This window comes from Variovorax paradoxus (genome assembly GCF_000834655.1).
GTDB classification, from domain to species: Bacteria; Pseudomonadota; Gammaproteobacteria; order Burkholderiales; family Burkholderiaceae_C; genus Variovorax; species Variovorax paradoxus_F.
Genome location: NZ_JXQQ01000077.1, coordinates 1 through 7,733 on the forward strand (window position 1 = coordinate 1; position 7,733 = coordinate 7,733).

The 7,733-nt window shown below is 68.1% G+C and carries 4 protein-coding genes; all 4 read right to left on the bottom strand.

Annotated elements, in window-relative coordinates:
- Positions 1 to 91: 91 nt before the first annotated feature.
- The 4 genes from RT97_RS25985 to glgX all read right to left on the bottom strand — a co-directional run bounded on the left by RT97_RS25985 (position 92) and on the right by glgX (position 7,580).
- Positions 92 to 2,575 carry a glycogen/starch/alpha-glucan phosphorylase gene (locus RT97_RS25985; RefSeq protein ID WP_042581745.1) on the bottom strand — a complete coding sequence of 828 codons (2,484 nt, stop codon included), beginning with the start codon at positions 2,573 to 2,575 and terminating at the stop codon, positions 92 to 94.
- Between the two features lie 46 nt (positions 2,576 to 2,621).
- Complete coding sequence (gene glgA, locus RT97_RS25990) at positions 2,622 to 4,097, bottom strand: glycogen synthase GlgA (protein WP_042581746.1); 1,476 nt, start codon at positions 4,095 to 4,097, stop codon at positions 2,622 to 2,624.
- Positions 4,098 to 4,114: 17 nt separating this feature from the next.
- Entirely contained in the window at positions 4,115 to 5,422 is a 1,308-nt protein-coding gene (gene glgC / locus RT97_RS25995) for a glucose-1-phosphate adenylyltransferase (RefSeq protein WP_042581747.1), read from the bottom strand.
- Between the two features lie 79 nt (positions 5,423 to 5,501).
- Positions 5,502 to 7,580: a glycogen debranching protein GlgX gene (glgX, locus tag RT97_RS26000; RefSeq protein WP_042581748.1), complete on the bottom strand. Its 2,079-nt coding sequence runs from the start codon at positions 7,578 to 7,580 to the stop codon at positions 5,502 to 5,504.
- Positions 7,581 to 7,733: the final 153 nt, after the last annotated feature.

Genomic DNA, 7,733 nt, shown 5'->3' on the forward strand with positions numbered 1-7,733 from the left:
AAGCGGCGTTCGTTCAGCGCAGTGCTTTGTCAGCCGCCGCGTGCCCCCACCCCGGCCCTCCCCCAGGAGGGGAGGGAGAAATACCTGAGACTCAGCCGAGAACCACCGGCTTGGTGTTCCAGATCTCGTGCGCATACTGCGCAATCGTGCGGTCCGACGAAAACGCCCCCATCCCCGCCACGTTGAGAATCGCCATCCGCGTCCACGCATCCGAATCGCGATACAGCGCATCCACCTCGGCCTGCTTGGCGACATAGCTCGCATAGTCGGCCAGCAGCAGGTAGTGGTCGCCCCAGTTCACCAGCGCGTCGTAGATGCCCTGGTAGCGCGACGGCTCGCCCGGCGAGAACGCGCCGTCGCGGATCGCGTCGAGCACGCGCTTCAATTCCGCGTTCTCTTCGTAGATCTCGCGCGGCTGGTACCCCCGGGCCCGGATGTCCGCCACTTCCGGCGTCGTGTTGCCGAAGATGAAGATGTTCTCCGGCCCCACGTTCTCGCGCATTTCCACATTGGCGCCGTCGAGCGTGCCGATGGTGAGCGCGCCGTTCAGCGCGAACTTCATGTTGCCGGTGCCCGAGGCCTCGGTGCCCGCGGTGGAAATCTGCTCCGAGAGGTCGGCCGCCGGCATGATGATCTCGGCCAGGCTCACGCTGTAGTTCGGCAGGAACACCACCTTCAGCAGCTTGCCCACGCGCGCATCGGCGTTGATGGTGCTCGCCACGTCGTTGATGAGCCGGATCACCAGCTTGGCCATCACGTAGGCCGAAGCCGCCTTGCCGGCGAACACCACCACGCGCGGCACGATGTCGATGGGACCTCCGGCCGCCTGCGCGTCCAGGATGCGGTGATAGCGCGTCACCACGTGCAGCACGTTGAGCAGCTGCCGCTTGTATTCGTGGATGCGCTTGACCTGCACGTCGAACATCGCGTCGGTGTCCAGGTCGATCTTCAGGTGTTCGCCGACCCAGTTGGCCAGCCGCAGCTTGTTCTCGCGCTTGGCATGGCGGAACGCGCGCACGAAGGCGGGCTGCGCCGTCATCGGCTTGAGCGCCTCCAGCTGCGACAGGTCGCGCCGCCAGCCCTTGCCGATGCGCTGGTCGAGCAGCCCGGCCAGCGGCGGGTTGGCTTGCGCGAGCCAGCGGCGCGGCGTGACGCCGTTGGTCTTGTTGTTGAAGCGCTCCGGAAAGATCCTGTCGAAGTCCGCGAAGATCGACTGCTTCATCAGCTCCGAATGCAGACCCGAGACGCCGTTGATCGAGTGGCTCGCGAGCACCGCCACGTACGCCATGCGCACGCGCCGCTCGCCCGACTCGTCGACCAGCGACAGCCGGCGCATCAGCTCCACGTCGTTGCCCACCTTCTGCGTCACGGTGGCCAGGAACTTCGCGTTCATGTCGTAGATGATCTGCAGGTGCCGCGGCAAGATGCGCCCCAGCATCTCCACCGGCCAGGTCTCCAGCGCCTCGTGCATCAGCGTGTGGTTGGTGTAGCTGAACACCTTCTGCGTGTGCGCCCAGGCCTCGTCCCATGCGAGGCCGTGCTCGTCGAGCAGGAGGCGCATGAGCTCGGGCACCGCGAGCACCGGGTGCGTGTCGTTCAGGTGGATGCTGACCTTCTCGGAAAGCTGGTCGAAGGTCTTGTGGTTGCGCAGGTACCGGCGCAAGAGGTCCTGCACGCTCGCGCTGCAGAAAAAATACTCCTGGTGCAGCCGCAGCTCGCGGCCCGAAGGCGTGGAGTCGTCGGGGTAGAGCACGCGCGAGACATTCTCCGACTGGTTCTTGCTTTCCACCGCGCCCATGTAGTTGCCGCGGTTGAAGGCCGAGAGGTCGATCTCCTCGGTGGCGCGCGCCGACCAGAGCCGCAGCGTGTTGGTGGCCTGCGTGCCGTAGCCGGGAATGATGGTGTCGTAGGCCACGGCGCGCACGTCGTGCGTGTCGACCCAGTCGGCCGCGCCGTAGGGCGCATTGAGGCCCTCGCGTTTCTGCACGTGGCCGCCGAAGCGCACACGGTAGTTCACCTCGGGCCGCTGGAACTCCCAGGGGTTGCCGCGCGTGAGCCAGTAGTCGGGCGTTTCCACCTGCTGGCCGTCGACGATCCGCTGGCGGAACATGCCGTATTCGTAGCGGATGCCGTAGCCCATGCCCGGCACGCCGAGCGTGGCCATCGAATCGAGAAAGCAGGCGGCGAGCCGGCCGAGGCCGCCGTTGCCGAGCGCGGCATCGGGCTCTCGCTCCGAGAGCGCCGCCATGTCCACGCCGAAGTCGGCCAGGGCTTCGCGCACCGTGTCGTACAGGTCCACCGCGAGCAGCGCGTTGGTGAAGGTGCGCCCGATGAGGAACTCCATCGAGAGGTAATAGACGCGTTTCAGGTCCTGCGCGTAGTTGGCGCGCGTGGTCATCATCCAGCGCTCGACCAGCTGGTCGCGCACGGCCTGCGAGGTGGCGTTGAGCCAGTCGTCCTGGCTCGCGGCGACGGGGTCCTTGCCGACCGCATAGATCAGCTTGTTGGCCACGGCGCGCTTGAAGGCCGCGACGTCGCGGTCGGGGTGGTCGTAGGCGAAGTCTTTGATCGTCATGGTGGGTCGTTCTCGGATGAATGGTGTTGTGTCTGCCGTGCGCGGATCAGGTAGGACCCAATGCTTGTCGGTAGACGTCGATGTATTGCGCGGCGGCGGTCCCCCAATCGGCCGGACGCCGCATGGCGTGGCCGCGCACGCGGCGCCAGTCGGGCGCGCGCTGGTAGAGGGCGAAGGCGCGGCGCAGCGCGCGTTCGTAGTCGTGGGCGTCGAAGCGGTCGAAAACGAAGCCGGTGGCCTCGCCGCTGGCCATGTCTTCGAGCGTGCTGTCGACCACCGTGTCGGCCAGGCCGCCCACGCGGCGCACGAGCGGCAGGCTGCCGTATTTCAGGCCGTACATCTGCGTGAGGCCGCACGGCTCGAAGAGCGACGGCACCAGCGTCACGTCGCCGCCGCCGAAGAGCTGGTGCGCGAGCGTCTCGTTGTAGCCGATGGTCACGCTGACCGATTCCGGCGCCGCGGCCGCGCGCTGGCGGAAGGCCTCTTCGAGCCACGCTTCGCCGCTGCCCAGCAGCGCGAGCTGGCCGCCCTGGGCGAGCAGCGCGTCGATGCCGCCGAGCACGAGGTGCAGGCCCTTCTGCTCGGTGAGCCGGCTGACCAATATGAAGAGCGGCGCATCGGGCCGCTCGGCGAGGCCCAGCTGGTGTTGCAGCACCGCCTTGCAGCGCGCCTTGCCCGCCATGTGGCGGCCTTCGGGCGTGTGATAGCCCTGCACCAGCGCGGCGTCGGAGGCCGGGTTCCAGACCTTGGCGTCCACCGCGTTCAGGATGCCGGTGAGCACGCCGCTGCGCTGGCGCAGCAGGCCGTCGAGGCCGCAGCCCTGCTCAGGGGTCTGGATCTCCAGCGCATAGGTCGGGCTCACCGTGGTGAGCCGGTCGGCGAAGTACAGGCCGGCCTTCATGAACGAGACTTGGCCGTGGTATTCGAGCCCGTTCATGTGGAAGGCGGGGCCCGGCAGGCCCAGGTCGGTGAAATTCCACGGCGCGAAGATGCCCTGGTAGGCCAGGTTGTGCACCGTGAACACGCTGCCCACGCGGGGCCTTCCCGCCTGCCGTGCAAAGGCGATGTACGCGGGCGCCAGCGCCGCATGCCAGTCGTGCGCATGCACGACCTCCGGTTGCCACGTGGGGTCCAGCCCCTGCGCCAGCTGTGCCGCGGCCCAGCCGAGCAGCGCGAAGCGCCGGTGGTTGTCGGCGTAGGGCTGGCGCGCCGTGTCTTCATAAGGATTGCCGGGCCGGTCGTAGAGCGCGGGCGCATCGATCACGTAGGCGCGGATCGCCGGCGCACCGTCGATGGCGATGTGCCCGGCGCGCAGGCTGAAGCGCTCGCCCCAGGGCGCATTGAAATCCGCCACCGGCGCCAGCTCGCGCACCCCGGCCACGATGGCCGGAAAGCCCGGCAGCAGCACGCGCGCGTCCTCGCCTTCGGCCATGAGCGCGAGGGGCAGGGCGCCGGCGATGTCCGCCAGTCCGCCGGTCTTCAGGAGGGGAAAGAGTTCGGCGCTGACCTGGAGGATTCGCATCGCGGGTGGTTGCGGCCTCAGGCGGCCAGTCGTTTGAGCATTTCGCGCGTGACCAGCACGACCCCGTTCTCGGTGCGTTCGAAGCGCGCGGCGTCGGCGACCGGATCTTCGCCGATCACCATCTCGTCGGGGATGACGCAGGCGCGGTCGATCACCACCCGGTTGAGCCGCGCGCCGCGGCCCACTTCCACGTCGGGCAGCAGCACCGCCTCGTTGATCTCGCAGAAGGAGTGGATGCGCACGCCCGAGAACAGCACCGAGCTGCTCACCTTGGAGCCCGAGACGATGCAGCCGCCCGAGACGATGGTGTTGACCGTCATGCCGTGTTGGCCGTGGCGATCGAGCACGAACTTGGCCGGGGGCAGTTGCCGCTGGTAGGTCCAGATGGGCCAGTCGGTGTCATAGATGTCGAGCTCCGGGGTGATCGAGGCCAGGTCGAGATTGGCTGCCCAGAATGCATCAATCGTGCCCACGTCGCGCCAGTAGGCCTTGGCGTCGGGTCCGCGCGAGGCCCGCGTGACGCACGACATGCCGAACGGATGGGCCAGCGCCCGGCCCTGCGCCACGGCGCGCGGGATGATGTCCTTGCCGAAATCGTGGCTCGAATCGGGGTTGGCGTTGTCTTCCTCGAGCAGTTGGTAGAGGTAGGCCGAATCGAACACGTAGATGCCCATGCTGGCCAGCGCCACGTCAGGGTTGCCGGGCATGGCGGGCGGGTCGGCCGGTTTCTCCAGAAAGGCGGTGATCTGCCGCTCGTCGTCGACGGCCATCACGCCGAAGGCGGTGGCCTCCATGCGCGGCACCTCGATGCAGCCGACCGTGCAGCCCAGGCCGCGCTCGGCATGGTCCTTCACCATGATCGAGTAGTCCATCTTGTAGATGTGGTCGCCGGCCAGCACCACCACGTAGTCGTGCGGGGTCGAGCGGGTCTGGATGATGTCCAGGTTCTGGAACACCGCATCGGCCGTGCCGCGGTACCAGTGCTCGTCGCCCACGCGCTGCTGCGCGGGCAGCACGTCGACCATCTCGTTGAGCTCGGCGCGCAGGAAGCTCCAGCCGCGCTGCAGGTGGCGCATCAGCGAATGCGACTTGTACTGCGTGACCACCGCCATGCGCCGGATGCCCGAGTTGAGGCAATTGGAGAGCGCGAAATCGATGATGCGGAACTTGCCGCCGAAGTACACGGCCGGCTTGGCCCGCCGGTCGGTCAGCTGCTTCAGGCGCGAGCCCCGGCCGCCCGCCAGCACCAGGGCGATGGTGCGGCGGACCAGTTGGTGGGCCTGCAGGGGAGCCTGCGGGGTGTGCGGGGTGAGGTGGTTGTCCATCCTGTGTCTCCGTTCGTTTGTTGGAATGCACCGTCAGAGTTTCTGCATCGAGACTAGCACTGCGCCGGGCGCGTGGCTCCTACGTTCTTGCAACCCGGATGCTCGAAAAAGTTACTTCCGCCGTAGCGCCGAGCGGCTCTGGCGACGTGCCTTGGTCGTGCGCGGGATCGGTCGAGAGGCAACCGCGCCATGCGCCCTGCGGCAGCGTGAAATTCACCGTGTCCGCACCCGCATTCACCAGCACCAGCCATGCGCCCGAATCCTCCGCTGCGGCGCCCTCGAAGAAGATTGCAAGGGCCGTGCCCGCATGCCAGTCGTCGGGCGTCATCGGCTGGCCATCGGGGCGCAGCCAGCGGATGCCAGGCGTTCCCTCGGGCGGCGCGGCCGGCCACCAGCGCGTGCTGCGCAGCGGCCCGGCTTCGCGGCGCAAGGCCGTGAGCCGCGCCACGAAGTCGCTCGTTCGCGCCATGTCCCCCGCGGGGTCCGATGCGCCGATCCATGCGAGCCAGGTGGTCTCGTTGTCCTGGCAATAGGCGTTGTTGTTGCCCTGCTGGCTGTGGCCCAGCTCGTCGCCCGCCAGCAGCATCGGCGTGCCCTGCGAGAGCAGCAGCACCGCCTGCAGCGCGCGCTGCAGGCGGCTGCGCCTGGCCAGCACAGCGGCGTCGTCGCTCTGGCCTTCGACGCCGCAGTTGTTGCTCAGGTTGTGGGCGTGGCCGTCGCGGTTGTTCTCGCCGTTGGCGAGGTTGTGGCGCTCTTCGTAGCTCACGAGGTCGCGCAGCGTGAAGCCGTCGTGCGCGGTGATGAAGTTCACGCTCGCCGCCGGCGCACGGCCGCGGTGGGCGAACTGCGTGCTCGAGGCGGTGAAGCGGTGCGCGAAATCGCCCAGGCTCGCCGCGCCGTCCCGCCCTTGTCGCAGCCACAACCCGCGCTGCGTGTCGCGAAAGCGGTCGTTCCATTCGAGCCAGCCCGGTGGGAATTCGCCGAGGCGATAGCCGCCCGGCCCGATGTCCCACGGCTCGGCGATCAGGAGCGTGCGCGAGAGCACCGGGTCCTGCGCGATGGCCGCGAAGAAGGGCGCGCGCGGGTCGAACCCTCTCTTCGCGTCGCGTCCGAGCACCGGCGCGAGGTCGAAGCGGAAGCCGTCGACGCCCATCTCGCAAGCCCAGAAGCGCAGGCTGTCCATGACGAGCTGCAGCACGCGGGGCTCGCCGAGGTTCAGGCAGTTGCCGGTGCCGGTCCAGTTTTCGTAGAGCGCGCGGTTGTCTTCGCGCAGGTGGTAGTAAAGGGCGTTGTCGATGCCGCGCAGCGAGAGCGTGGGGCCGAGCTCGTCGCTCTCGGCGCTGTGGTTGTAGACCACGTCGATCACCAGCTCCATGCCGCGTGCATGCACCGCGTCGGCCATCGCGCGGAACTCGCTCGCGGGCGTGGTGCCGGGGCGGCCGCTCCAGTAGCGGGCTTCGGGCGCGAACCAGCCGATGGTGTTGTAGCCCCAGTAGTTGGAGAGGTCCATGGCCAGGAGGCGCTGCTCGTCGGCGCGGTGCTGCACGGGCATGAGGCTCAGCGTGGTGATGCCCAGGCGCTGCAGGTGGTCGAGCACGGCGGGCTCGGCGAGGCCGGCGTAGGTGCCGCGCAGTGCGGCGGGGACGCCGGGGTGCAGGCGGGTCTGGCCGCGCACGTGCAGTTCGTAGAGAACGCGATCGCCGCATGCGATTCGGGCTTGGCCTGGCGATGCGGGGGCCATCGCGCTTGCCGTCACGCGGGCCTTGAGTGCGACGGTGCCGTTGTCGCGTGCGTCGCGTCGATCGGGGTTTGACGGGTCATGGCCGAGGAACAGGTCGCTGCCGTCGTAGCGGCCGACGATTTCGCGCGCATACGGATCGAGCAGCAGCTTGGCTGAGTTGAAGCGTCGGCCGTCTCGTGGTGCCCATGGGCCGTGGACGCGGTAGCCGTAGACCAGGCCTTCGCGTCCTGCGGGCAGCAGGCCGTGCCAGACGCCATCGGTGCACTTGGGCAGGCGGAGGCGTTGTTGCTCGTTCCTGCCTGTGCTGTCGAAGAGGCAGAGGTCGATTGCCTCTGCGGTGGGGGCTGATATGGCGAAGTTGATGCCTTGGGGGGAGGGGGTTGCGCCCAGGGGGAATGGGGTGCCTGGGCTCAGCATTGTTTTTGCTCTTTGGATGGGTTGTTTGCTGGGGCCGGGTCTCGCCCCGGCGGGCGAGCTACTTTCTTTTGCTTCGCCAAAAGAAAGTAGCCAAAGAAAAGGCGACCCCGCTGTCTGCGACCCTTCGCTTCGCTGCGGGCAACCTGCGGTGCT

Coding starts and splice junctions, on each gene's coding strand:
- RT97_RS25985 (WP_042581745.1), bottom strand. CDS start 2,575: ATGACGATCAAAGACTTCGCCTACGACCACCCCGACCGCGACGTCGCG.
- glgX (WP_042581748.1), bottom strand. CDS start 7,580: ATGCTGAGCCCAGGCACCCCATTCCCCCTGGGCGCAACCCCCTCCCCC.
- glgA (WP_042581746.1), bottom strand. CDS start 4,097: ATGCGAATCCTCCAGGTCAGCGCCGAACTCTTTCCCCTCCTGAAGACC.
- glgC (WP_042581747.1), bottom strand. CDS start 5,422: ATGGACAACCACCTCACCCCGCACACCCCGCAGGCTCCCCTGCAGGCC.